This is a genomic window from Flagellimonas algicola (genome assembly GCF_005937185.1).
Classification (GTDB): Bacteria; Bacteroidota; Bacteroidia; order Flavobacteriales; family Flavobacteriaceae; genus Flagellimonas; species Flagellimonas algicola.
Map to the genome: position 1 here is coordinate 85,102 of NZ_VCNI01000005.1, position 24,362 is coordinate 109,463.

Annotated in this window: 19 protein-coding genes; 10 read left to right on the plus strand and 9 right to left on the minus strand. The window is 42.4% G+C overall.

Annotated elements, in window-relative coordinates; translation table 11 throughout:
• The 4 genes from FGG15_RS18970 to FGG15_RS18985 all read right to left on the minus strand — a co-directional run bounded on the left by FGG15_RS18970 (position 1) and on the right by FGG15_RS18985 (position 3,765).
• Positions 1-603 carry a hypothetical protein gene (locus tag FGG15_RS18970; protein WP_237561881.1) on the minus strand — a complete coding sequence of 201 codons (603 nt, stop codon included), beginning with the start codon at positions 601-603 and terminating at the stop codon, positions 1-3.
• 78 nt (positions 604-681) lie between these two features.
• Positions 682-2,640 (minus strand): Sec-dependent nitrous-oxide reductase, encoded by a 1,959-nt coding sequence (gene nosZ, locus FGG15_RS18975; protein WP_138839308.1) that lies wholly within the window; start codon positions 2,638-2,640, stop codon positions 682-684.
• Positions 2,641-2,671: 31 nt separating this feature from the next.
• Positions 2,672-3,253: a fasciclin domain-containing protein gene (locus tag FGG15_RS18980; protein ID WP_138839310.1), complete on the minus strand. Its 582-nt coding sequence runs from the start codon at positions 3,251-3,253 to the stop codon at positions 2,672-2,674.
• Positions 3,254-3,261: 8 nt separating this feature from the next.
• On the minus strand, positions 3,262-3,765 hold the full coding sequence (locus FGG15_RS18985; RefSeq protein WP_138839312.1) for a c-type cytochrome: 504 nt from the start codon (positions 3,763-3,765) through the stop codon (positions 3,262-3,264).
• A gap of 124 nt (positions 3,766-3,889) precedes the next feature.
• Here FGG15_RS18985 and FGG15_RS18990 point away from each other — a divergent pair, with 124 nt between their 5' ends.
• Entirely contained in the window at positions 3,890-4,321 is a 432-nt protein-coding gene (locus FGG15_RS18990; protein WP_138839314.1) for an RrF2 family transcriptional regulator, read from the plus strand.
• 29 nt (positions 4,322-4,350) lie between these two features.
• On the opposite strand, the gene FGG15_RS18995 is transcribed toward FGG15_RS18990, so the two are convergent.
• Positions 4,351-5,421: an aldose epimerase family protein gene (locus FGG15_RS18995; protein WP_237561882.1), complete on the minus strand. Its 1,071-nt coding sequence runs from the start codon at positions 5,419-5,421 to the stop codon at positions 4,351-4,353.
• A gap of 332 nt (positions 5,422-5,753) precedes the next feature.
• Here FGG15_RS18995 and FGG15_RS19000 point away from each other — a divergent pair, with 332 nt between their 5' ends.
• From FGG15_RS19000 to FGG15_RS19035, 8 genes are all read left to right on the plus strand, one after another.
• Positions 5,754-6,845, plus strand: a complete 1,092-nt coding sequence (locus FGG15_RS19000) for an SMP-30/gluconolactonase/LRE family protein (RefSeq protein ID WP_237561883.1) — start codon at positions 5,754-5,756, stop codon at positions 6,843-6,845.
• Between the two features lie 333 nt (positions 6,846-7,178).
• The gene (locus tag FGG15_RS19005; protein ID WP_138839320.1) at positions 7,179-9,551 is read left to right on the plus strand and encodes a glycoside hydrolase family 95 protein; all 2,373 of its coding nucleotides are present in this window, start codon (positions 7,179-7,181) and stop codon (positions 9,549-9,551) included.
• 22 nt (positions 9,552-9,573) lie between these two features.
• Entirely contained in the window at positions 9,574-10,416 is an 843-nt protein-coding gene (locus tag FGG15_RS19010; protein WP_138839322.1) for a fumarylacetoacetate hydrolase family protein, read from the plus strand.
• A 30-nt stretch (positions 10,417-10,446) separates the two neighbouring features.
• Entirely contained in the window at positions 10,447-11,898 is a 1,452-nt protein-coding gene (locus FGG15_RS19015; protein ID WP_138839324.1) for a sulfatase, read from the plus strand.
• Between the two features lie 7 nt (positions 11,899-11,905).
• Positions 11,906-13,210, plus strand: a complete 1,305-nt coding sequence (locus FGG15_RS19020) for a sulfatase family protein (RefSeq protein ID WP_138839326.1) — start codon at positions 11,906-11,908, stop codon at positions 13,208-13,210.
• Between the two features lie 65 nt (positions 13,211-13,275).
• Positions 13,276-14,724 (plus strand): sulfatase family protein, encoded by a 1,449-nt coding sequence (locus FGG15_RS19025; protein ID WP_202619601.1) that lies wholly within the window; start codon positions 13,276-13,278, stop codon positions 14,722-14,724.
• A 234-nt stretch (positions 14,725-14,958) separates the two neighbouring features.
• Positions 14,959-16,467 carry a sulfatase gene (locus FGG15_RS19030; RefSeq protein WP_138839328.1) on the plus strand — a complete coding sequence of 503 codons (1,509 nt, stop codon included), beginning with the start codon at positions 14,959-14,961 and terminating at the stop codon, positions 16,465-16,467.
• A 1-nt stretch (position 16,468) separates the two neighbouring features.
• Complete coding sequence (locus FGG15_RS19035; RefSeq protein ID WP_138839330.1) at positions 16,469-17,989, plus strand: sulfatase family protein; 1,521 nt, start codon at positions 16,469-16,471, stop codon at positions 17,987-17,989.
• A 27-nt stretch (positions 17,990-18,016) separates the two neighbouring features.
• Here the strand turns inward: FGG15_RS19035 and FGG15_RS19040 are convergent, their stop codons facing one another.
• The 4 genes from FGG15_RS19040 to FGG15_RS19055 all read right to left on the minus strand — a co-directional run bounded on the left by FGG15_RS19040 (position 18,017) and on the right by FGG15_RS19055 (position 21,394).
• The gene (locus tag FGG15_RS19040; RefSeq protein ID WP_138839332.1) at positions 18,017-18,352 is read right to left on the minus strand and encodes an L-rhamnose mutarotase; all 336 of its coding nucleotides are present in this window, start codon (positions 18,350-18,352) and stop codon (positions 18,017-18,019) included.
• A gap of 10 nt (positions 18,353-18,362) precedes the next feature.
• A complete protein-coding gene (gene fucP / locus FGG15_RS19045; RefSeq protein WP_138839334.1) occupies positions 18,363-19,709 on the minus strand; it encodes an L-fucose:H+ symporter permease in 1,347 nt (448 codons plus the stop codon).
• A 36-nt stretch (positions 19,710-19,745) separates the two neighbouring features.
• The gene (locus FGG15_RS19050; protein WP_138839336.1) at positions 19,746-20,534 is read right to left on the minus strand and encodes an L-fucose dehydrogenase; all 789 of its coding nucleotides are present in this window, start codon (positions 20,532-20,534) and stop codon (positions 19,746-19,748) included.
• 86 nt (positions 20,535-20,620) lie between these two features.
• A complete protein-coding gene (locus tag FGG15_RS19055; RefSeq protein WP_138839338.1) occupies positions 20,621-21,394 on the minus strand; it encodes an SDR family NAD(P)-dependent oxidoreductase in 774 nt (257 codons plus the stop codon).
• A gap of 659 nt (positions 21,395-22,053) precedes the next feature.
• Between FGG15_RS19055 and FGG15_RS19060 the strand changes: the two genes are divergently transcribed.
• Complete coding sequence (locus tag FGG15_RS19060) at positions 22,054-23,151, plus strand: pectin acetylesterase-family hydrolase (RefSeq protein WP_161992011.1); 1,098 nt, start codon at positions 22,054-22,056, stop codon at positions 23,149-23,151.
• Positions 23,152-24,362: the final 1,211 nt, after the last annotated feature.

Below are 24,362 nucleotides of genomic sequence, written 5' to 3' on the forward strand. Positions count from 1 at the left end.
CTAACTGATTTTAAGTTTTTTATTTTCCTTTCTTACAAATAGATAGGCGAGCAGGGATAAACCCATGCCAATACCGAGGCTTACTGCACCCAATTGAGGGTAGGAGTGAGCTGTGAAATTAAGGATATCCTTAGATCCAAAAAGAGGAGGTTGAAATCCCATGACGGATCCATCTGGATTGGTAAATTTCATGATGGCCTTGGGATCTAGGTCATGTCCATAATCGTGTTCCCAGAGGTAAAAATCGTATAGCCCAGCACTACTCAGTACCACCATCAGTATAAACCAATACAAATACCATTTGTGATTGGCTTTCCATGCAATTAGGAGTCCTATAAACGTAGTGATTAAGATTCCGGCAGGGAATATCTTGAACTCCGGAATAGCTTCCGGAATATATTTCATACCCACATAATGGTTCATCAAATTGATGTTTTTGATGTCGTGAGGGTTGGCATCCGAAAAGTCGTTGATATGGATGAACATACCCAATGGCGTTGGATACTGCGGTGCTTCCAAGGTTATTTTCCATAAAGGGAATACAAACAGCAACAGGGGGAGCAAGGCTCCAACTAGCATCAAGATCTTAGCTTTCTTTTTCATGGATGGGATAATTAAGTTTGAAAAAGCGGGAGGGAAGCCCTCCCGCTGATTCATTCACAATTCAACTTTGCACTAAAACTAATCTTCACCCAGTGACCAGCTCAATTCAATATTGGAACTGGCAGGGGAAACTCTTACATAACCTTGCATTTCTTGGTGTAGGGCTGAACAGAAATCGGTACAGTAAAAAGGCCATACCCCTACTTGCTTGGGTTCCCAAACAAAGGTTTCCGTCTGCCCTGGCATAATCAACAGTTCTGAAGTATTGGCGCCAATCATACTTACTCCATGGGGTACATCATAATCCTGTTCCAAATTGGTAACATGGAAGTAGACCTTGTCCCCAACCTTGATTCCTTCAATATTGTCAGGATTAAAGTGACTTCGGATCATGGTCATATACACATGTACCTCGTTGCCGTTACGCTCCACTTTTACATTGGCATCGGAAGTAGTTGCATATTTATGCTTATTCTCTTCCAGATTGTATATTTTCTTGGATCTTTCTTTCACCAAATCGGCGGCTATACCAGCAGCATAGTGAGGTTCTCCAACCGTTGGGAAGTCAAGAAGAAGTTCCATTTTTTCACCAGAAATATCGTATAGCTGTGCTGACTGTGTTACTTCAGGTCCAGTTGGCAGATATCTATCCTTGGTAATCTTATTCATCGCAAGCACGTATTTACCAAATGGTTTTCTTGAATTTCCGCCTGGAATCATCAAGTGACCCACGGAATAGTAACAAGGTTGTCTGTCCACTACCTCCCATGTACCTACTTTCCATTTTACCACTTCGGATGAAATGAAGAACGTGGTATATCCATTTCCGTTTCCATCAAATTCGGTATGTAGTGGTCCTAGACCGGCCTGTTTCACACTTCCAGCGAGTACGTCTTCAAAACTTAGGATTGGAATGCCGTATGCTTCACCGTCAAATTTCTCATTTTCAATAGCCTGAATCATTTTGCTAAAGGAGTGTACGGTCAAATCTGAAGATAATTTTCCGTTCCCTACAATATACTCTCCCGTAGGATCAACATCACAACCGTGAGGCGATTTGGGTGTTGGGAGCAAATAAACCAAACCAGGTAATTCTGAGGCATCCAAAACCCTCACTTCTTTTTTCATGGTTGAAGTTGCTGTATGGGTCTCTTCATCATACACATTATGTGCATAGTTGGCTGGCATTGTCTGGAATTTTCCTTCTTTGATGTATTCCTCTGCCTTTTTCCAATTCACAGCTGCAATGAAATCCTTGTCGTTTTGGGAAGCGTTCACTTCCATTAATGAATGCGATTCTTCGGAGTTGTATGTAGAAAAGAACATCCATCCATGTGATGCTCCCCTTCCAGGGTGGGCCAAGTCATAATCAAATCCTGGCATCAGCACTTGGAATGAAAGATCCATTCCTCCGTCCTCGGGGTCTACACTAATAAAGGAAAGTGAGCCTTGGAAATTGCCCTTGTATTCGTTAATGGGCATATCCCTTTGCGGAATAGGAACAGAAAATCGGGTTCCTGCTACCACATACTCCGTGTTTTCAGTAACAAAAGCGGAACTGTGGTTACCGGCACTGTTCGGAATCTCAATGATTTCAGTGGTTTCAAAAACGCTAAGGTCAATTTTGGCAATCCTTGGAGTGTTGTTCCCATTGATAAATACAAATCTACCATCCAATTCCCCATTGGTTTGGGAAATGTCTGGGTGGTGGGAATCATCCCAGGGAATAAATCCATGGGAAGTATTTAGCATGGGCTTGGTTTCTTCATTGTACCCCCATGCTTTTTCTGCATCTTGTGAAAACACCGGAATGACTTTGAACAGCCTTCCAGAAGGAAGTCCGTAGACGGAAAGTTGTCCACTAAAACCTCCAGAGACAAAGGCATAGAACTCATCGTGTTCCCCGGGTGCCACATAAACCTTCTCCGCAGCACTGGATGACAGTGCCCCGTTGGAGCTATTGCCCCCTTGATTACAGCTAACCAGTAACATGGTTGTAGCTATTAGGGCAAGCATTAAAAAGCGAAATTTATTCATCGTAGTTGTTTTTATTTTAATTGTTGATTTTCTATTCTTCTGGTGGAAGCATTACCTTGTCCACTACATGCACAATGCCATTACCGGCAGGTACGCTTGCCAAAATTTTGGCCCCACCAACAAACACATCATCCCCTTGAACTTCTACCTGTACGCTCTGGTTATTGGCTTGTCCCAGTTTCTTGAATTTCTTGAGGAAATCCTTGCTGTATTTACCTGGAGTAACATGGTATTGCAGGATGTTGGCCAGGGCGGCTTTGTTTTCAGGTTTAAGCAAATTTTCAACCGTTCCTTCAGGTAAGGCTTCAAAAGCTGCGTTGGTGGGCGCAAAGACCATAAGGGGCCCTGCATTGACCAAGGCATTTTCCAACTCGGCTGCTTGCACGGCAGCTACTAATGTGGAGTGGTCCTTGGAGCCAATGGCAATGTCAAGGACGTTGGGTGTGGCTTCGTCATCCTTTAGGAATGCTTGGCCCTGTTTTTTGCTTTCTTGCTGTGACGCCACCTCATTGGTGGACGGGCTCTGGGTTTTGGTCTCGTTCTTGCAGCCGGTCAAAAGGGATCCGGCAAGGAACAGACCAATGAAAAGTTTAATGCTGGTTGCTAGTTTCATACAAATATTTATAAGGTTCTAAAGTATTCAAGCACGGCCCGGGCTTGTTCTTCTGTCAGCCCTTGATTGGCCATGGGAGATCCGTTAAATTCCATAAATAGATCTTTGGCTAGCGCGTCCTCCTTTACCATACCTTCAGGATTTAGGATCATATTCATGACCCACTCGGGAGAGCGCCTGTTTAAAATACCATCAGGGGCAGGCCCAATGAATTTTTTGCCAATTCTGTGGCAAGCAAGACACATTTGATCATAGACCGCTTTACCCTCATCAGCCATGGCTTGGTCAATGGCATCGTTAAGGGTTACCGAGGTAACTGGACCAACACCTTTGCTTTCCAAGTCTATTCTTTCCGAAGCCTTGGTGGTTTCTGTTTCCACCTTTTGCTCGGTTTTTTGGGTGGTTTTTTGCCTTTCAACCTGGAAGCCATCTTGTTTTTTTTCTTGTTTGCCTCCGCAAGCAATAAGTAGGGTCAAGAGTAATAGCGAACTGCCTTTTACAATAATTTTCATGTGATATCAATTGTTGGATTTGGGGCAAATGTATGGGCAGAATTCGGCGCAGAATATGATAAAAATCACATTTCGGATAAAAACATCTTTTTTACTTTGTATAATGAACTAAAGACAAGGGAGCATGCTTTCAAATTCGGCCAAATATGCGTTAAAAGCTGTGCTTTATTTGGCCTTGCACACTAATGAGGATAATAAACTGATGGTGAAGGACATTTATTCCAGAATCAATGTGCCTCAATCTTATCTGGCCAAACTCATGCAGAAACTATCCAAAAATGGTATTATTTCCTCCTCCAGGGGTCCAAAAGGCGGATTTTATGCAAGTAACCAAAACATTGACTTACCCTTGATCCGTGTGGTGGAGGTGATTGATGGGGAGCAACGACTACGTTCCTGCATGCTCAGTATACACGAATGTGATAGTGAAAACCCTTGCGCACTCCATGATCTTGTTGGAAATGCCAACAGTTTTTTTATCAAAAATCTGGAGGAAACAACTATTAAACAGCTAATAGGGGATGTAAAATCAGGTAAATCGGTGTTGCCACTTTAATTATTTAATCCATTGAAACTTGGTGAAATCTACTTCACCACACTAAACTTGTAAACACAGACAGAAGTATAGGTCTGTCCTGGTTCCAGAACCGTACTTGGGAAATTGGGTTGATTGGGTGAGTCGGGATAGTGCTGGGTTTCCAAACAGATGGCTCCCCGATAAACATAAGGTTTACCATTTTTTCCAACTACGGTACCATCCATAAAATTTCCGCTATAAAATTGCATTCCAGGTTCGTTGGTATAAACCTCCATGACTCTCCCGGATTCTGGTTCGGTTACCTTGGCAGCAAACGTAAGTCCTTCCTCGTTTTTAGGAGAGGGGTTCAGGACGTAGTTATGATCAAATCCACCCCCGTGCTTTAATTGTTCAACAGCTGCATCCACATCCTGTCCTATGGGTTTGGCTGTGGTGAAATCCAGGGGGGTACCGGCCACAGGGTCTATCGTCCCAAGAGGTATTAAGGTGGAATCCACCGGAGTATAGTGGTCGGCGTTGATTTCTATGATATGGTCCAAAATGGTTCCTTTCCCTTCACCTTTTAGATTAAAGAAAGAATGATGGGTAAGGTTTACAATGGTCTTTTGATCTGTATTTGCTTCATAAAAAATTTGAAGTTGGTTGTCAGCGGTCAAGACGTAACGTACGGTTACCTTAAGGTTTCCAGGATATCCTTCTTCACCATCTGGAGAGGTTCTTGAATATTGAATTTCATTTGTTGAAGCATGATCTACGGCCCAAACAACCTCGTCATAACCTTTGTCTCCTCCATGCAGATGATTGGGTCCATTGTTGGTAGCCAGGGTATACGTTTTCCCATCCAAGGTAAACTTGCCTTTGGCTATGCGGTTGCCATAGCGACCAATGGTCGACCCAAAATAATCGGTTCCCGGCTCATAATAGCCTTCCAAACTATTGCAACCCAATACAATATCTCCCAAATTGCCCTGCTTGTCCGGCACATACAACGCTACCAATCGCTGACCATAATTGGTGAAGTATGCCTCTATTCCAGACTCGTTTTTAAGGACGTGCAATTGAATGGTGTCACCTTCAATTACCTTTTCAAATTTTTTAGGGTCAATTTTGTTGGCCATACTGGTTTGCTCTTGGTTTTGGTTGCTATCGGATGTAGGTTTTGGTTCTGTTCTTTTACAAGCTGAAATAGCGAACAGAAAAACTAAAAAAAGAAAATTTAGATTTTTAACCGACATAGTTATTTGGATTTGCAAGCTTTAAATGTAATTAAATTTAGGAGAACACATTTGCAGCATATTGTTATGCGTTGTGAAAGATGCGCAGCATACGGAATATTTGATTTTGTTCATCTCAATTTCCTTGTCTGACAAGATACTTTATTCCAATTATCGGTATATTTCGAGTACCTTTTGCAATACTATAGATACCAATTTTATATAAACCAGATTGTATGTCAAACCAAATAAAATTCGTCCAGCATATGAACATCAAAAAAAGCCTTACACTGGTATGCCTTGTCATTTTAAGCATGGCTTCATGCAAAAAAACTCCCAAAGAAGCACCGGAAAAGCAAGAACCCATTTCAGAGGAGGTTATGGATATTTCCCAGGCATTTGCGATTGAAATTTTGGACGAAGAAGCATTGAAAATAATAGATTCCACCGCTTCCATTGAGGTATTGGCAAGCGGATTCACCTGGTCGGAAGGTCCTCTCTGGATAGACGAGGGAAAATATTTGCTCTTTTCCGATATTCCCAACAATAAAGTTTATAAATGGGATTCCCAAAAAAAGGACACCACTACCTATCTACACCCGTCCGGATTTTTAGGAAAAGTTTCGGATGACTTTAAGGAGCCTGGCTCCAATGGCCTTACTTTGGATGGCAATGGACAGTTGGTCTTAATGCAACATGGGGAAAGAAGGGTTGCCCGTATGACTGCTCCATTGAGTCAACCCAAGTCCGAGTTTGAACCTTTAGTGGATAATTATGAGGGCAAACGATTCAATAGCCCCAATGATGGTTATTTTGACAAGCAGGGCAATTTCTATTTTACCGACCCGCCCTATGGTCTTCCCAAGGGTATGGATGACCCCGAAAAGGAGTTGGATTTTCAAGGGGTGTACTGCTTAAAGACTTCTGGGGAGCTGGTGTTGTTGGATAAGCTTTCAAGGCCTAATGGAATATGCCTGTCCCCAGACCACGACATACTTTATGTTGCTGTTTCCGATTCCAAGCATGCAGTATGGTACCAATACGATGTAAAGGAACCCGGTGTGGTGGAAAACAAGAAATTGTTTCATGATGCCACCCATTTAATGGGCAAGGAAGGCCATCAAGGGGCACCGGATGGATTAAAAGTACACAGTCAAGGATATGTATTGGCTACAGGCCCTGGTGGACTATGGATATTTGACCCATCTGGAAAAACCTTGGCAAAAGTATATACTGGGCAACGAACTTCGAATTGCGTGCTAAGCACCGACGAAAAACAGCTTTTCCTTACAGCGGATGATTATTTGCTTAAAGTCAGCCTAAAGTAATAGCGTTCATTGCTGCATTAACTTAAAAATTATGGGAAGTGCGAGCCATTGCGGTATGAACCATTTCTCAACATTGCAGGAGGAAAAGCGCTGAAAAGCAGGGTGGACAACACCCATTCGCATACTAGATAAATTCTTTTCAATTAAAAGCATACACGTTACAGTCCAATTTTAGTCCGCAAGGGCAAAAAGAGTATAGGTTTATGTTTATTTTCTAGTGGAGAATGGTGCCTGACCGTACTACATTTAAATTTTTTACAAAATACATTGATTCCCGTGGTATTAAAGCACTTAAAATGGGCCCAGTGCGGCCGTCAATTAAGCTTGTTTGTGATGGCAACTGTTTTGCTGTCCGCTTGTCAAGCCCCACCAGATGAAAGTACAGTTGATCATTTGAAAATCTGGTACAAACAAGAGGCCAAGTCGTGGATGCGGGAGGCACTCCCCATTGGAAACGGTTATATGGGAGCCATGGTTTTTGGCGGGGTGGAAAGAGAACGTATCCAATTCAATGAAGAATCCCTCTGGGTAGGCGGTCCCGGTGAGTGGGAAGCGTATGACGGAGGAAACCGCAAGGATGCCCACAAATATTTACCACAAGTACGGAAACTTCTTTCCAAAGGTGAACTGGAGAAGGCCCATGCTTTGGCAAATAAAGAACTTACAGGTGTAATCAAAAGAAATAACAATCACGAATTCTGGGAAGGGTTTGGTGCTTTCCAAGCCTTTGGTGATATCTATATTGATATTGAAAAAACAGGAGAAATCTCGGAATATCACAGGGAACTAGATATTTCAGACGCGATTGCGCGGGTTTCCTATACCGATGGTGATGTACACCACAAAAGAACATACTTCGCCAATTATCCAAGTAAAGTATTGGTGTTCAAACTGGAAAATGATGCACTTCAAGGGCAAGATTACACCCTGGAATTGACCACTCCGCATAAAAAAGTGAACTATTCCTCAAGCGGGAGCGAGCTCATTTTAGATGGTTTACTGGAGAACAATGGAATGGCTTTTGGCGCCCGTCTACATTTGGAAACCAAGGGGGGCGACATTGGATTTGATGAAAATAAAATCAAAGTTACAGCCTCCAATGCCGTCACCTTAAAATTGGTGGCTGGTACGGATTATTTGAACCATTATCCCATGTACAAAGGCAAGGATTACGAGTCGGAAAATTTAGCTACAATGAACAAGGCCAAAGAGGTATCCTTTCAAGAATTGTTGAATGAACATCTTTCCGATTACCGCGAACTTTTCCAGAGGGTAGATTTGTCCTTGGAAGCAACCCAGATAGCATCATTACCTACGGATGAGCGCTTAAAAGCATATGAAGAAGGGCAGGAGGACCCTTCATTGGAAGCACTGTACTTTCAATATGGCAGGTATTTGCTGATCAGCAGCTCCAGACCGGGAACGATGCCCGCCAACTTGCAAGGAAAATGGAATGATAAGACCGCGCCTCCGTGGGCATCGGATTATCATATGAATATCAATGAACAAATGATTTATTGGCCAGCGGAACTTACTAATCTAAGTGAGTGCCATCAGCCCCTCATTAATTATATGGAGAGCTTGATACAACCGGGCCAAAAGAGTGCGGCTAGTTTTTTTGATGCGAATGGTTGGATTGTGAATACCATGAACAACCCGTTCGGATTTACGGCTCCAGGCTGGGATTTTCCATGGGGATTTTTTCCAGGAGGAGCGGGTTGGCTGAGTCAGCATGCATGGGAACATTATGAGTTCACCCAAAATAAGGAGTATCTTCAGGAACAGGGTTTTCCTATCATGAAGGAAGCTGCTCTTTTTTGGTTGGATTATCTTATGGATGATGGACAAGGATATTTGGTTTCCACTCCATCTTATTCTCCAGAGCATGGTGGAATTTCGGAAGGCGCATCCATGGATCTTCAAATTGTCTGGGATTTATTTACCAACTGTATTGAAGCCTGTGAGGTACTGGGTATAGAAGATGAGTTTAAACAACAGGTGATGGATTCAAAAAGTCGCTTGTTTCCACCTCAAATTGGAAGATGGGGACAATTACAGGAATGGAAAGAGGATGTGGACGACCCAGAGAATAAACACAGACATATATCCCATTTGTTTGCCCTACACCCGGGAAAACAGATTACCTTGGATGGTACACCGGAGTTGGCCCAAGCTGCTAAGAAATCTTTGAATGCAAGGGGTGATCAAGGTACGGGATGGTCTTTGGGCTGGAAAATCAATTTTTGGTCAAGATTGCGCGAAGGAAACAGAGCACACAAACTTATCCGCAGGTTGTTGAGAACCACCACGGATGAGGGTTTTGAAATGCTTAAGGGGGGTGGTACCTATAGCAATATGCTCTGTGCACATCCTCCATTTCAACTGGACGGAAACATGGGCGCCACCGCAGGGATTGCGGAAATGTTGGTTCAATCCCATGATGGTCAAATAACCTTGTTACCGGCCCTTCCAGACGCTTGGAAATCGGGTAGTGTTAAAGGATTAAAGGCTCGAGGTAATTTTGAAGTGGATATCACTTGGAAGGATGGAAAATTGGTGGAGGCCAACATAACATCCAAGAGCGGAAACTCTTGCTATGTAAAATATCGGGACAAAACTCTAAGATTGGGCTTGTTAAAAGGAGAGACTTTTACAGTGGGCTATGATATGAAACTGAATTTGGGGTTGAATGCAACCAACGATTAATGGATTGAAATGACATGAAGAGATGAAAATTTACCGAATTGGAACAACTGTATTTGTCGACAATGATGGGAACCATCGCAGGAGAGAAATAGCGGATTGGACAGCATTTATTAATCGTGATGGCCTCCATGAATTCTTAAAAAAGGAGATTGTGAATTGGGAAGAGACCGATGGCTCTTTTTTGGACCAAGATCACTTTGATCCCCCCATGGGAAATCAGGAAATTTGGGCGGCCGGTGTTACCTATGAACGAAGCAAGACTGCCCGAATGGATGAAGCCAAAGAATCTGGAGGCTCTGTTTTTTATGATATGGTATATGATGCAGAGCGACCAGAGTTATTTTTTAAGGCTACGGCCCAGAGATGTGTGGGTTATGGAGATGAGGTGTACATAAGGAAAGATTCCACCTGGAATGTTCCAGAACCAGAACTGACTTTACTCATAAACTCCAAGGGGTCCATTGAGGGCTATACCATAGGCAATGATATGAGTTCAAGAAGTATTGAGGGTGAAAATCCATTATATCTTCCTCAGGCCAAGGTTTATGAGAAATGTGCCGCCTTGGGTCCCTGTCTTTATGTTCCAAAGAAACCAATTTCAACTACTACAAGAATATATATTGCCATAGAAAGGGATGGAAAGACCATGTTCAAGGAAGATGTTGCCATTTCCAAGATGAAACGTGATTTTGGGGAGTTAGTGTCCTTTTTGTTTCGGGAATGTGATTTTCCCCAGGGCGTTTTTCTAATGACAGGAACTTGCTTGGTTCCGCCAGACGATTTTACCTTGGAAGTTGGAGACAAGATAATCATTACCATTGATGGCGTTGGAAAACTCGTGAATTATGTCGGGATCAAGGAATAAAAGTAAAGCTTACCAACCAACTGAAACACCATGAATATAAGGTTGATTTTCCTCATATCCAGCATTGCATTCTTCTCCTGTCAAAGTAGTGAGAACGAACAAAAAAGGCCAAACGTACTATTTATCATAGCTGACGACCTAACTGCAACTGCGGTTTCCTCTTATGGGAACAAAGTTTCCCAGACCCCAAATATTGACAGTCTGGCTGCTGTAGGAATTCGGTATACACGGGCATATTGTCAATATCCGGTTTGTGGTCCTTCAAGAGCTTCTTTTTTAACCGGATATTACCCCAATGCAACACAAACCTTTGGCTATGTAAGTGGTAGGGAAAACATTGGGAATGAAAGGGTCACATGGCCCCAATTGTTCAAGAATAAAGGGTATTACACAGCTCGGGTGAGCAAGATTTACCATATGGGCGTTCCCATAGACATTGAATTGGGATCTGATGGAAAGGACGACGAGGTGTCCTGGACCGAGCGATTTAATAGCCAGGGGCCTGAGTGGACAGCCCCAGGTGATGGAGAGTTGGTTCAAGGAAACCCTGATGGTACCAAACCCATTAAGGGAGGTAACGTAATGACGATTGTTAAAGCGGATGGTGATGATAGGGTTCATTCCGACGGGAAAACTGCGGCCAAAGCTTCTGAATTGATACGACAGCACAAGGACGAACCTTTTTTTCTAGCTGTTGGTTTTGTAAGGCCCCATGTTCCATTTGTTGCACCACAGGATGACTTTAAACCCTATCCGCATGAGGATATTGAGCTGCCCTACAACTTTGAGGGTGACTGGGACGACATTCCGCAAAAGGGTATTAACTATGTTACAAGCAAGAATGCCCAAATGACCCAGGTGCAAAAACAAAAGGCTATTGCGGCCTATTATGCTTCTGTTTCATACATGGACCGCCAAGTAGGGAAGGTGCTAAAAACCCTTAAAGAAGAAGGCTTGGAGGACAATACCATAGTTATTTTCACTTCAGATCACGGATTTCATCTGGGAGAACACGAATTTTGGATGAAGGTCAGCGTTAAGGAAGAATCAGCCAAAGTCCCGTTGATAATAAAAGTTCCCGGAAAAGAACCTGCTGTATGCAACTCTTTCGTGGAATTGTTGGATTTATATCCCACCATTTCTGAATTGGCGGCACTTCCATTTTCTGAACATATTCAGGGAAAGAGCCTGATTAAAACTTTGGATGACCCAGAACATAAGGTGCGTGATATGGCTTTTTCGGTGACCCAGAACGGAGAAACATTTTTATTGCGAACCGATAAGTGGGCCTACATTCAATATGGAGAGGATGCTTCACTGGGCATTGAGCTCTTTGATATGCAACAGGATCCAGGACAGTATACCAATTTGGCCACGCTTCCTGAATATCAAGAGAACGTGAGCTACTTCCAAGAAAAACTGAAGCAAAAGTTGTTGGAGGTAAGAACGAACGACTTGGGTATAGACTATTCAAAAAAGTAAGATCAAAATGAAAAAACTCCTATGTATATGCTTGATAATACTTGTTTGGTCATGCAAATCTGATAGCAGCAATAAAAACAAAAGCCAGAGCCCCAATATTATCTTGATTATGGCGGATGATTTGGGTTATGAAACCTTGGGCGCCTATGGAAGTAACAGTTACAAAACCCCCAATTTGGACCGACTTGCTGCTGAAGGAATGCGGTTTGAACATTGTTATTCCACCCCCTTGTGTACCCCGTCTAGAGTACAGTTGATGACAGGGAAATACAATTTCAGAAACTATATAGGATTCGGCTTGCTAGATCCCGAGGAGAAAACCTTTGGACATTATATGCAGGAAGCAGGCTATAAAACCTTGGTTACCGGAAAATGGCAATTGTTGGGCAATGAGCATCAACAAACCTTGGCAGGGAACAAAGTGGGATCCCTCCCGGAAAATGCAGGTTTTGATGATTTCTGTCTATGGCAAGTGGACCAACGAGGGTCTCGATATAAAGATCCCTTGTTAACTATTAAAGGAGAAGGCGCAAAGGAATTTGAGGGTGGATTTGGACCCGATGTGTTCGTGGACTATATCAATGCTTTTATGCACAAGAATAAGGACAATCCGTTTTTTGTGTATTATCCCATGGTACTTACCCATGATCCCTTTGTTCCAACACCGAGCAATCAAGAATTTGGAGCGTTTGATCCCCAGTCAAAGACAAATGACCCGAAACATTTTGGCGAAATGGTGGGTTATATGGACAAATTGGTGGGGAGAATAGTCAATGAAACCGAATCTCTGGGCATCAGGGAAAACACATTGATTTTATTTGTTGGGGACAATGGAACAGATAGGGATGTGACATCGATAGTCAATAATGAACCTTTAAAGGGTGAAAAGGGATATACAACGGATGCAGGAACACATGTCCCTTATATCGCCAATTGGAAAGGGCATATTCAAAAGGGAACTGTAAATCCAAATCTAATTGACTTTACAGATTTTCTGCCCAGCATTATGGAGGCGGCCACCCAGACCAAATTGGATAAAACCGAATCGGATGGCCTCAGTTTTTATCCACAATTGACGGGAGCAGCTTATACTCCGCGTGACTGGATATTTTGCCATTATGATCCCAACTGGGGAAAATTTGAACCCAAAAGATATGTGCAGAACAAAACCTGGAAATTCTATGAAAGTGGGGAACTCTACCATCTAAAGAATGATCCACGTGAGCTAAATCCACTAAACTTGGAAGAGCAGTCGTCAGAGGTCAAGCAACTGGTGCATCAATTCCAGAATATCTTGGAGGAATATCGATAAAAGAAATAAAATGAATAGCAAATCCTTTGCATCAATCAACCTAAACCACTTTTAAAACACAAAGTTTGAAACACTTACCAAAACTTTTTATTCTTCTACTAATTGTTGGCATTGCATTGTTTGGATGTAGGGACAAAAGGGATAACCACATTAAGGAAGCTCACTTCTCTGAAAAACCCAATATTATTTTGATAATGACCGATGACCAAGGCTGGGGTGATACGGGTTATAACGGTCATCCATTCTTAAAAACACCCAACTTGGACAAGATGGCGGCCAATGGAGTCGTGTTTAATCGGTTTTATGCTGCTTCGGCGGTGTGTTCCCCAACACGTGGCAGTGCATTAACAGGACGTCATCCGCTACGCTACGGCATCTGTACGGCCAATTGTGGGCATATAGAATCAGAAGAAATCACCCTTGCCGAGCTGGTTAAAGAAGAAGGCTATACCACAGGGCATTTTGGTAAATGGCATTTGGGGACGCTCACTCGGGATACGATTGATGCCAACCGTGGAGGAAGACCACAGCACGATGCCCACTATGCCCCACCTACGGAACATGGTTTTGACACTTATTTTGTTACGGAATCAAAGGTGCCTACTTGGGATCCCATGATCACACCACCAAAGACGGCCGGTGATGTTTCGGCGTCACTGGAAACCGGAAAATCCTTTAACACGCGGTACTGGACAGCACCGGGAATAGTAGAAACTGAAAACCTGGAAGGTGATGATTCCCGGGTGATTATGGATAGGGTAGTTCCTTTTATTGAAAGTGCTGTAGATAAGAAACAACCCTTTTTGAGTGTTATTTGGTTTCATACCCCACATCTTCCTGTCTTGACTGGGGAAGTCTACAGGAAGCAGTACGCTGATTTATCCGAAGACCAACAGCATTATTACGGAACACTGACCGCTATGGATGAACAGGTAGGAAGATTGAGAAACAAGCTCAAGGAGCTTGGTGTGGCCAAGAATACTATCTTGTTCTTTACAAGCGACAATGGCCCCGAAGGTAGGGAAGTAGGGGGTAGGACACAGGGACTCACCAACGGACTCAAAGGCAGGAAAAGAAGCCTCCATGAAGGAGGTATTAGGGTACCTGGCATTGTTGAATGGCCAGGAAGTATTCCCACTGGTAAAAAACTGGAATCCCCTTGCTTTACATCGGATTACTTTCCAACCATTGCCAATGTGCTGAACATAGATTTAAAAAATTTCAATCGTCCTTATGATGGAGTGGATTTAATGCCCTTGATTCAAGGAACGGTGAATACCAGAGAAAAGAACCTGGCCTTCAGGTTCAACAAGCAAGCAGCCCTAATCGGTGAAGACTTCAAAATATACAGCAATGACGACGGAAATACCTTCGAGTTGTATAACATTTCTGAAGACCCATCAGAAATTGAAAATTTAGCTGAATCCCAACCTGATCAACTACAACAGATGGTGGACGAATGGCATCTTTGGAAGGCATCCCAAGAGGCCAGCGCCCACAATGCAGATTACTGAATTGGAAAAGCGGGCTGCCAGTCCGGTGATGACTGATGGTTGGGAAAAAGTGACCCGAAAAGTTGGGATTTTGCGTAGGTACTGCAAATAAAGTACACCTTTTGGTGAATAATTTGGTGGAATTGGCCCATCTGTAGCGATAAATTTGGTGGAGTCACCATGACTAAGTTGAACATGGGAAAATTTTGTCGACTTTGTATTTCTCCAAATCTTTGGTGCGCCAATAAACAGTTTATGGGTTTTCCTAAAAAAATTTCATTCGTTATCCTAAGTGTTTTGCTTCTTTTGGCATCATGTCAATCCAAACCAGAAGCGCAAAAGCCACCTAATATTGTTTTCTTTTTTGTGGATGATATGGGTTGGCAAGACACTTCTGTTCCATTTCATACAGAGTTGACCCAACTTAACAAAATGTACCATACTCCAAATATGGAACAATTGGCCAATGAGGGGATGAAATTTACCCAAGCCTATGCTTCCGCCGTATGTTCCCCATCACGTGTTAGCCTAATGACCGGTATGAATGCTGCTCGACACCGTGTGACCAATTGGACTTTGTTTCCCGACAAATCCACAGATTCCGAACATGACAAAGTTGTGGCGCCGGAGTGGAACGTCAACGGACTAAGTGCCCATGCTGGAATTAATAAAACAGTTCATGCACAAACCCTTCCAAAATTATTGAAAACTAAGGGCTATAAAACCATTCATGTGGGCAAGGCACATTTTGGGGCCAAGGAAACTCCAGGAGAAAATCCACTGAATCTAGGGTTCGACGTCAATATTGCGGGTCATGCAGCAGGTGGTCCAGGTAGTTACTTAGGGAAGTACAACTTTAGTGCCGCATGGAGAAACGGTATGCGTGTTTGGGATGTTCCTGGCTTGGAAAAGTATCATGGGGAGGACATATTTTTAACAGAGGCCTTGACGATAGAGGCCAATAAGGCCATTGACAAGGCGGTAGAGGAGAAAAAACCATTTTATCTCTATATGTCCCACTATGCCATACATGCTCCTTGGGAAAAGGACGATCGTTATTACCAAAAATATATCGATGCAGGCCTTAACGAATTTGATGCCACCTATGCAGCCATGATTGAGGGAATGGACAAATCTTTGGGGGATATTAGGGCAAACCTGGAACGATTGGGCGTTGCGGATAACACGATCATTGTTTTTATGTCGGACAATGGATCTCCAAAACAAACTGCCCAGAATCTTCCGCTGAGAGGCCATAAACTAACTCCATACGAAGGAGGAGTCAGAGTACCCATGCTGGTGAAATGGCCAGGAATAACCAAAGCAGCGTCTGTAAATGACCAATATCTTATTATTGAAGATATCTTCCCCACCTTTTTGGAAATTGCGGGACTGAAAGAGGAGGCCCAAAAAAGTGTTGATGGGATGAGTATAGTGCCATTGCTTTCTGGAAATGGTACTTATCCCACAGAACGTCCAATGTATTGGCATTTTCCCAACACCTATGATCAGCCGCCCTATAGTGCAGTGCGAAAGGGTGCCTGGAAACTGATTTATCATCATATTGATAGAAAAATTGAACTTTTTAATCTTGAAAAAGATATTGGTGAGACCGAAAACCTAGCCATGACAAACGAAGCAAAAAAGGAAGAAATGGTTCATTTGCTTTCCAACTATCTAGCTGAGGTTGAGGCTCAGATGCCATGGGATAAATCCACAGAAAAACGTATAGAATACCCTATCGAAATAACCAAAAAACCTTAAAATGATTTTCAAAAAACTTGTTAGTGTACTGGTGATTGCATTTGTATTGGGAGCTTGCCAAGAGCAACCCAAAGAAGACAGTGGTACCCCAAATATCCTCTTTCTTTTTGCAGATGATTATACCTATGAGGCGCTACATGCCTTGGGAAACGATGTGATTGAAACGCCCAACCTGGATCGGTTGGTCAATCATGGAACCACTTTTACGCATGCCTACAACATGGGTGGTTGGAACGGTGCCATCTGTGTGGCTTCAAGATCTATGATTATTTCAGGTGCTTCAATTTGGAATGCACATAATATCACCTCAAAATGGAGAGAACAAGACTCTACGGCACTCAACAATACCTGGGGAAGACTGATGGCTTCCAAAGGCTATAACACCTATATGACAGGAAAATGGCATGTGAACGCACCTGCCGATTACGTATTTGATACAGCCCGTCACATTCGCCCTGGGATGCCGGATGATTTGAGAAGTCGAGCCGATTGGAAGGAAATTCACAAGGCCTATAGAGAAGGAAAGGATGTAAAACCCCTGATGCCACCAGCCTATTTTAGACCCGTGGATGAAAACGATACCCTATGGTCACCATCAGACCCCAAGTTCAAAGGGTTTTGGGAAGGAGGTAAACATTGGAGTGAGGTAATCAAGGATGATGCACTTGATTTTCTAGAAGATACGAGCCAAAAAGATAATCCATTCTTTATGTACTTGGCGTTCAATGCGCCTCATGATCCGCGGCAATCTCCACAATCATTTTTGGACCGATACGATATTGAGGACATTCCAGTACCGGAAAACTGGCTTCCTGAATACCCATATGGAGATGCCATGAACAGCAATTTCTTCATGCGGGATGAAGCTTTGGGCCCATTCCCCAGAACACCTTTTGCCATTAAAACCCATTTAAAGGAATATTATGCCATTATAACTCATTTGGATGAGCAGGTGGGCAAGATTTTGGACGCCCTGGAAGCTTCTGGAAAGTTGGACAATACCTATATCTTTTTTACGGGAGATCATGGACTGTCTGTGGGACATCACGGATTGTTGGGCAAACAAAGCATGTTTGATCACAGCATTAGAGTGCCTCTAATGGTAGTGGGGCCAGAAATTCCCAAAGGTCAGAAAATCAGCACGGATGTTTATCTACAGGACATCATGGCCACCAGTCTTGAATTGGCCCAAATTGAGAAACCAGAATATGTAGAATTCAATAGTTTGTTGCCTTTGGCCAAAGGGGAGACCCAAACCGGGAATTTGACTGATGGGGTGTATGGTGCATTTGAAAAATCATCGCAGCGGATGATTAGAAAGGGCGGATACAAGCTCATTGTGTATCCCAAAATAGATAAGCTTCTCCTGTTTAATTTGGAAGAAGATCCTCTCGAGATGCATGATTTGGCTGGGATGCCAGAAAACAAAGCTCTTGTTGAAAGTTTATTTACTGATTTGATAGCCTTGCAAAAGAAAATGAACGACCCGCTGGATTTAAACGAACTATATCAGAGTTTGTAAGGTTTAGTTAACCTTGTCCAAGGGTGCTTAAAGCTCGAATATTTTTTCCATCAACATCCACTTTTCACCTGGTTTGGCCATGGGTAGGGCTTGCTGATAGTTCCACATCAAATCTTCCCATTCCTGAACCTTGAAATTGCTTTCGTCCATTTTGGATTTTTGTTCGAAAGAAAAGGAATCGTTAGTCTCAATGATCATAAAAAGCCTATTGCCCACTAGGTAAATTTGCATGGAATCAATGCCAGCATCCCTAATACTGGCCTCTATTTCGGGCCAAACCTTTTTATGGTATGCTTTATATTCCGCAATTAATTTTGGGTCATCCTTTAAATCCAAGGCCAACGCAAACCTTTGTGTACTCATGATGTTTTATTTAAGCAGTTTCCAAGCGTTGCCTTTTCATGGAACGATAACTATAGATCGCAACCAAAATCAAACAGGCCAAGGGTAAAACGAACGAAAAGTTGACCTCCGGAATAAATCCGAACAATTTGACATCGCTGAGACCGGTTCCTCCCATATCAATGATCCGTCCTTGCAATGGCGGCATCAAGGCACCCCCCACAATTCCCAAAATCAATCCAGCTGAACCAATCTTGGCCTCGTCGCCCATCCCTTTAAGCGCAATGCCGTAGATGGTAGGGAACATTAAGGACATGGCAAAGGAAACCCCTACCAAGCAGTACAAGCCTACCATTCCACTAAGGACGATGGCTCCGGTGCAAAGCACACTTCCAAGGATGGCAAAGATAAGCATGAGCTTGGCTGATGAGATATATCTGAATAAGAACGTACATATCCATCTGGCCGTTAGGAACAAAATGGTTGAGGCAGCGGCGTAGACCACGGCATTCAGTTGTTCATCTGCTCCTCTTGAAGCATTAAGGTTGGTCACATATTGATAAATAAAGGTCCACACCATGATCTGCGCGGCCACATAGAAGAATTGGGCAAGCACGCCTTCATAATAGGATTTATTGGAAAAGAGTCTTGAAAAAGTCTCTTTTAAGTTCAATTTTTCAACAGTTTTGCTGCCTTTATCGATTTTTACGAACAAGAATACCAATAGTATGGCCAAGACCACAAATCCCAAAACAATGTAAGGCGCACTAATTACGGATAGATCATGCTCTACCATTTGCTGTTGTTGTTCCGCGGACAGCGCAGACGATGCCAACGAGGAGGCATCTGCCCCAATTTTTGTTTCTAGCCGATCAACCACATAAAGTCGGGCCACCAATTGTCCAGATAGGGCTCCCATGGGATTAAAAGCCTGGGATAGGTTCAGACGTTGCGTGGCGGTCCTGGGATCTCCCAGCTCCAAAATCATAGGGTTGGCAGTGGTTTCCAAAAAAGCCAATCCGAAGGTGAGGATATAAAAAGATACCAAGAAAAAGTTATAACTGGCCAAAAGCGCCGATGGGTAGAACATCAGGGCTCCTGCCGAGAACAGGATAAGCCCTAAAACAATCCCGGATTTGTAGCTGTACTTTCTGATGAAAAGGGCTGCAGGTATGGCCATGGTACCATATCCACCATAAAATGCAAGCTGCACATACGAGGCTTTTACATTGGAAATATTAAGTACGTTCTTAAAAACTTCCACCATGGGGTTGGTAAGATCATTTGGAAAACCCCAAAGGAAAAATAGACTGGTAACAAGAATAAATGGTAAAAGAAACGCTTTGGCAACTACCGGGATTCTTTGTTTTTGTTCCATAATTATAGGTTGTTGGTTTTTTAGTTTGTTGGTTTGTTATTGATTCAGTAAAGCGCGGTCCAAATGGGTGTATCCGCCATCCACATAAATGAGTTGACCAGTGGTGTGGCTTGATTTATTTGATAACAAAAATGCTACCATGCTGGCAATTTCCTCTGAAGTGGTCATTCTGTTTTCCAAAGGAATACGACTTGTGATTTCTTTCAGTTTTTTCTGAGGCTCCGGAAAAGTCCTGATCCATCTATCGTATAAGGGGGTATAGCATTCAGCCACAATAATGGCATTCACCCTAATTTGATAGGGTAAAAGTTCCACCGCCCATTCTCGGGTAAGGGCATTTCTTCCACCGTTGGCGGCTGCATATCCAGATGTCCCCCCTTGACCGGTTTCAGCGGTTTTGGAACCTATATTGACAATGGCTCCCTTGCTTTCTTTGAGTTGGGGAAGCGCACAATGCGCCATCATGTAATAATGGGTTAAATTCCGATTGATGGATTCCAAAAAACCTTCATAGTTGCCATTCTCAAGACCGATACCATCATTTACCCCTGCATTGTTGACCAGGCCATCAATTCTTCCAAATTTATTTACAACGGCCTCTACCGCAGCCTTGCATTGCTTAGGATCTGTGAGTTCTGCAAAAGCGTGAAAGGCTTTTCCCCCAACTTCCTCTATTTTCTTCACCGCATCAAGTACATTTTCCTTATTTCTTCCCACAATTACAGGGATAGCCCCTTCCTTGGCAAGCTCATGGCTAATACCGTTCCCTATACCCTTTGAACCACCTGTGACAATGATTACCTTATCCTTTAAACCTAAATCCATTATTTCAACTTATTGGTACTACCTAACAAATTACTTAGACAGTCATTTCGTATTTCTAAAAGTGAAACGTTCATTTGCATTGGAGACTATCCGTTGAGTTTGATAAAACCTCCATCAATTGGGAAATCCGTTCCTGTGATAAATGAGGCTTCGTCCGAGCATAAATATAACGCCAAATTAGCCACTTCTTCAGGAGATCCCATCCGTCCTATAGGTTGGGTTTTGGAGAGCTTTTCAAACATTTCATCTACATTGTCCGGATAGTTTTTCTTTAAAAATTCATCCACAAAGGGAGTGTGTATTCTTGCCGGGGAAATGCTATTACATCGTATGCCATATTCCAAATAATCTTTGGCCACGGAATAGGTCATGGTGAGTACCGCTCCCTTTGTCATGGAATAGGCAAACCGGTCAGCGACTGCCACATTACTGGCAATAGAGGCCATGTTGATGACTACCCCGCCCTTTTTCTTCATATGTTTTATACAGGAATGGATGCAGTTGTAAACGCCTTTGATGTTTACCTTGTACAAATTGTCCAAATCGTTTTCCGTGGTTTCTTCAATGTTGCCAACATGGGCAATCCCCGCATTGTTGATTAGAATGTCAATAGTGTTGGATTGGGCAATGCTATGGACCAATTTGGCAACTTCACTTTGGTTGGAAACATCACATTGGTGGGCTTCGGCCTTTCCACCTTGACTGCGAATTTCATCAACAGTTTTTATGGCGCTTTCCAAGCTCAATTCCAAAATGTTCACAAAGGCTCCGTATTCTGCCAGTGTCTTGGAAATAGCTTTACCTATACCGCTGCCACCACCTGTAATGAGAACTATTTTACCATTTAAAGAAAACTTCATCGATACAATTTAAGTTTATCTCTTCTGAATGAGAAAAGAAACAAAATCAAAAAGTGGAAAATTAAATTTTACTATGGGAAGTGGCAACTATCAAAATTGCCTATGCTGATACTTTTTTTGCAAAAGCATTGCCATCGGCGCCTTAAACGTCAAATAAGTCTTTCAAACAAAATCCGAAGAATGGAGGTTGGAACAGCGCCCATGACTCATAAGATTAATACAGAATTCCTGTTAAATGAAATTACTTTTCAAAGATTTTCACGATAGAAATGCATAACTAAAACAAGAAGTATGTGGAAATTAGAGTGTAGAAATATCAATATATTTAACTCTTTTTAATAATATATTATAAAGTTAAAAGAATAGAATACCTTTGTGAATTACTTTAATTCGTTACACGGAGGTGCTTGAAATAAAACAACGTTAATTAGTATTGATTCCTGTTATTTACCAGGACAATTGGATTAGGTGGTTGGGTAAATTACAGATTATTGGTTTACTATAATGAAACCTAAGAGTCAAATTACAATTGTTTAGGTTAACAAAATGGTAAATCTTAGTAATTGTAGGTAAATAAATATTGGACCAATTGTAACAATGGTAAGAATTGTTCATAAAATCCACCAAAAAGCCAAAAAATGAAAATAAAATCTAGCATTATGAAAACATCAATTCTCAGTATGGGTTCTCTTCTCATACTGTCACTTTGCTGTGAAAGAAGTGAAGGACAGAATAAGGCAGCAAGCAATGAAACCAACACCATCGTTCAAGAGCTACAAAAACTAAGTCTTGATAAGTATTTTAATATCCAACCCTCAGAAAAAAAAATTAACGAGATAAATCCAGATTGGGATAACTATTATTATAACACGGATGACTGTAGGTGCATTTTTGGTACTGAATATTACACTGCAGTAAAACATAAAAGTGAAGCGTCTAAAAATGTAATTTTTTATATGCAAGGTGGAGGCGCTTGCTGGCCTGGCGTCGATGAGTGCAAAACGGAAATATCTAGCGAGGATGTTGGTTATGTAGATGGACTTGGGTACGTTATCGATGGTTCGCTAAATGACTGGAATACGGTTTTTGCACCATACTGTGACGGCAGCGTCCATTCTGGTGATAATGCAGCAGATTATGATAATGATGGTGAAGAAGACCATTGGTTTTGGGGTTTTCGGTCAACTTCAGCAGCAGTGGCTCTGACTAAAAAGCTTTACCCTGATGTGGATAAAATGCTGATTACTGGTTGTAGTGCTGGAGGTTACGGGACAATATTTGCGACAATGTTACTTAGGTTGCAATATCCCGACACCCAATTTTATGTCCTCAATGAAAGTGGTCCTGGTTTGCAAGATCCTGCGGATCAAACGACCAAGAAACTAGTTCAAGAAACATGGAAATATGATGCGTTCATGCCAGATAATTGTGCAGAATGCAAGGACCAGATGATGTATTTGTATGACTGGATGCTCCGGTACGATTCGAATTTAAAAATTGGTCTCTACTCCAGTTATAAAGATGAGGTTATCGGAGAAGATTATCTTCGGATGACACCTGATTCATATAGCTCACTTTTACTTTCTACATCCGGAAAAATTCAGGCAAAAAACCCGAATCGTTTTAAACGTTTTTTCATCAATGGTAGTTCGCATTGCGTAGAGAGTTGGAAATACAAAGTTAAAGGTGTGAACCTTACGCAGTGGGTAGAGCAGTTGGTAAATGACGATAGTTCGTGGAGCGATTTATTGGAATAATAGAAATATCTAGCTAACTTGGTACGGGCAGACTTAAAACCAATGAAGTTTGGAATTTTTGCTTCCTTTAATTTTACTTTTTGGGTTATATCACTTGCGTTGATTGGGAATTAAATATTCTTATGGTGGGAAGTATAGGTCTTCAAATGCACCTTTTTATTTGCTATTTGCGGTCACAATCTAGTGTGTCGGTTAAAATCAGTTTAGTCTAGTCTAATTATGAATATTTAAAACCAAAATGTGGTGGAAGTGTCCTCCCTGGAATGGGTTCCCAAGGATTCAATTTGAAATCAAAAGAAATAAGAAAAAAAGTCTGTAAATCGACGATTTACAGACTTTTTTGAATAATTACTGGCTCTTAAAAGTGACCTGACTGGGTTCGGAACCTAAACCTTAAAACCCTGTAGATATCACCATCCTGCAATGGCCCACTTTGCTATGTTGACGATTTGTGAACCAAATTTTAATATTATTTGTCAAAGAGACTTTCTATTTGTAAAGGTAATAGTAATGTTTGATGGGAAGAGCCTCTTATTAATCTTATTGGAACAATTATGGTGCCCAATGATGGATATAAATCCAACGTCAATGGTATGTGATTGTCATTTATATTTTGCTATCACCAAGGCTTTTGGCGACAATGGCGATATACATGAACTTTATGAGGCCCTTGTAGAAGATATAGTCCGCAGCTGTCCAGAGGCAACAAAGTTTTAGTGGAAATCGTCTATTGCTCCAACTTGATATGGATGTGGACAAACTAAAACTGGGTATGGCCTTTGTGGCGATCACTTGGGGAATTCCTCAGCTATATTATGGCGATGAGATAATGAGGTGTTGAAGACGGGCCTTAGGGAAGACTGTACTGGCTTTAGATCCAAGGAGGGGCTATATGCTCATCGGCTCTGTCCTGCTATTTCCCAGAAACAGTGCCCAGGAAGGATGTTGGGGAGGGGCTTCCCGATCTGCTTTGATTTTGCCCCTGGGTTTAACGGGGCCTGCCTTATTCTTGGGAATCGATCTGTTTTCCGGGATCTTCCACTTTACCGCAGGTTGGCCCGCCCCGAACCTTAAAAAAGGCGGGGGAACGACATCATGTTGGAGCCGTTGCGAGTCGGCCTTTTGGCACGAAAATATCCCAATATGGAACTATTTTGGCATCAATGGACCGTTCGGCCTCACATCGAACAATACAAGGCACGTATGCGGCA